The organism is Streptomyces sp. NPDC055966 (assembly GCF_042269865.1).
Classification (GTDB): domain Bacteria; phylum Actinomycetota; class Actinomycetes; order Streptomycetales; family Streptomycetaceae; genus Streptomyces.
This window is the reverse complement of record NZ_JBHJYK010000081.1, coordinates 1-2019: the sequence shown is the minus strand read 5'-3', so window position 1 is coordinate 2019 and position 2019 is coordinate 1. Positions and strand designations below refer to the sequence as shown.

Below are 2019 nucleotides of genomic sequence, written 5' to 3'. Positions count from 1 at the left end.
ACCATGTCTGGCAAACATCGAACGCCCCTATTTCAAACACAACTTTGCTTAACATATACGTGGCGGGGACGGCGACAAACGACTCTAAATGTTCAGGGATTTTCAAGGCCTGTTTGAAGCAGTTCGAAGATTCGATGAACATTTTTTGTCGTTCAAAACAGACACCAAGGTTAAAAAGAGCCAAACTTTCGGTGTATCGGAAGCTGTTTGCTTTTGCTGCAGTTTGCGCGTTCTCATAGTGTTCCTGAGCTTGTTCAGGAAGCATCAAGTCAAGCTTATTTGCTCCTAACATCATTTCACAGTTAATCGTTTTTTCTTTATAGGTCTCATGCGCTTTAAATGTGTCGTATGCGATTTTAGCGTGGGTCATCGAGAAAACATTTTGCTTTATTTTGTAGTACGCCTTACACAGATAGTAATGAAATTCAGCTTTTTCAATTTCATCAGGTATCTTTTTCAAGCGTTCTTCAGCGATTTTATAGTACATGATGGCTTTGACATAGCGCTTTTGATGAAATTCATACATGCCGGAGAAAAAATAAAAATAATAGTGAATCATGTCATCGGTGTTATCTTCTAAGGCTTTGGCTTTCAGATTGTCCAGTAATTCGCCGGATTTGTTGTAATCCTCTGTCATGAGCTTATAACGAGAGTCAATCAGGTTGAAGTACAGTAATACGGTTTGATTCTCTTTCATGTTTGGAAACGTGTTTTCGATCTCTTCCCTCATGGCTGCGGCTTTAGAAAAGTCATGTTGTTTGATGATTTTGTACCAATCGTTTATGGCTTGTCCGACTTCTTCGAATGCTATTGTACTCAACTTTCACCAATCCTTTCTTAATTCTTTATAACTGCAAGAAATGTAAACATTTGTATTCCGAATTATCTCAGACTGTTAAATGAATGTGAAGAATTTTCCGAAAAGTTAACCGGAGATAGAAATGTCACTGACTGGATGTGTTGACTGCGTGTTGAAAGAAAAGGTCATGTGTTGACTGTGTGGAGGTTCATGTGTTGGTCAGGTGGAGACGTGCGGCTTGTTAAAGATATTGAATATCTAAAATAATGCGCGGCTGCAGGACCGATTTTTTGAAAAAAAATCTCCCCCTACGGGGGAAGAATGGTTTTGATCTTAGGTTTTGGGTTTTAAAAAAAGACCGGCAATTCTGCCGGCCTTTTTTGCGATTTTGACGGAGTCGAAATCGGGTCTTTTCTTATCTTGATACTATATAGAAACAACAAGATTTTTAAAAAACAGGTTCAGCCCTTGTCTGTCAAGGCTTTAAAGTGTTTTTGACAGATAAAAACTCCTTCTGCTATTATTAGGTTGTCGAAGCCAAATAATAGAACGCTAGATTACTAGCACAGAAAGGAGTTTTTTTCGTTTGAATTCAGTTGAACATAATTATAACATCCTTGAGGATAAGACCGCAACAGGTAAAAAGCGGGATTGGAAAGGGAAAAAAAGACGGACGAATCTTATGGCGGAGCACTATGAAGCTTTACAGAACAAAACAGGTATACCTTACTATGGCAAAAAAGCTGAGAAATTGTGTAGTTGTGCGGAATGTCTTTCGTTTAAAAGAGACCCGGAGACGGGCAAACTAAAGTTGTATCAAGCTCAGTTTTGCAAAGTGAGGTTATGCCCGATGTGTGCCTGGCGCAGGTCGTTAAAAATTGCTTATCACAATAAATTGATCGTAGAAGAAGCTAATCGTCAGTATGGATGCGGATGGATTTTTCTCACGTTGACCGTTCGAAATGTTAAAGGTGACAGTCTGAAACCTTCGATTTCGGACATGATGAAAGGGTTTAATCGACTTATGAAATACAAAAGGGTCGATACAGCGGTACTTGGCTATTTTAGAGCTTTAGAGATTACTAAAAATCATGAAGAAGATACATATCATCCGCATTTTCATGTGTTATTGCCTGTAAAGAAAAGTTATTTCGGCAAAAATTATATCAAGCAGACGGAATGGACAAGCCTTTGGAAAAAGGCGATGAAATTGGATTACA

The 2019-nt window shown here is 38.6% G+C and carries 2 protein-coding genes; one reads left to right on the top strand and one right to left on the bottom strand.

Annotated features, from left to right (window positions below; all coding sequences use genetic code 11):
* Window positions 1–820, bottom strand: an 820-nt coding sequence (locus ACFC8N_RS48850) for a Rap family tetratricopeptide repeat protein (RefSeq protein WP_376296100.1), incomplete at its 3' end; no start/stop codon positions are given.
* A 565-nt stretch (window positions 821–1385) separates the two neighbouring features.
* On the opposite strand from ACFC8N_RS48850, the gene ACFC8N_RS48845 reads away from it, so the two are divergent.
* On the top strand, window positions 1386–2019 hold a 634-nt coding region (locus ACFC8N_RS48845), incomplete at its 3' end, for a protein rep (RefSeq protein WP_376296099.1).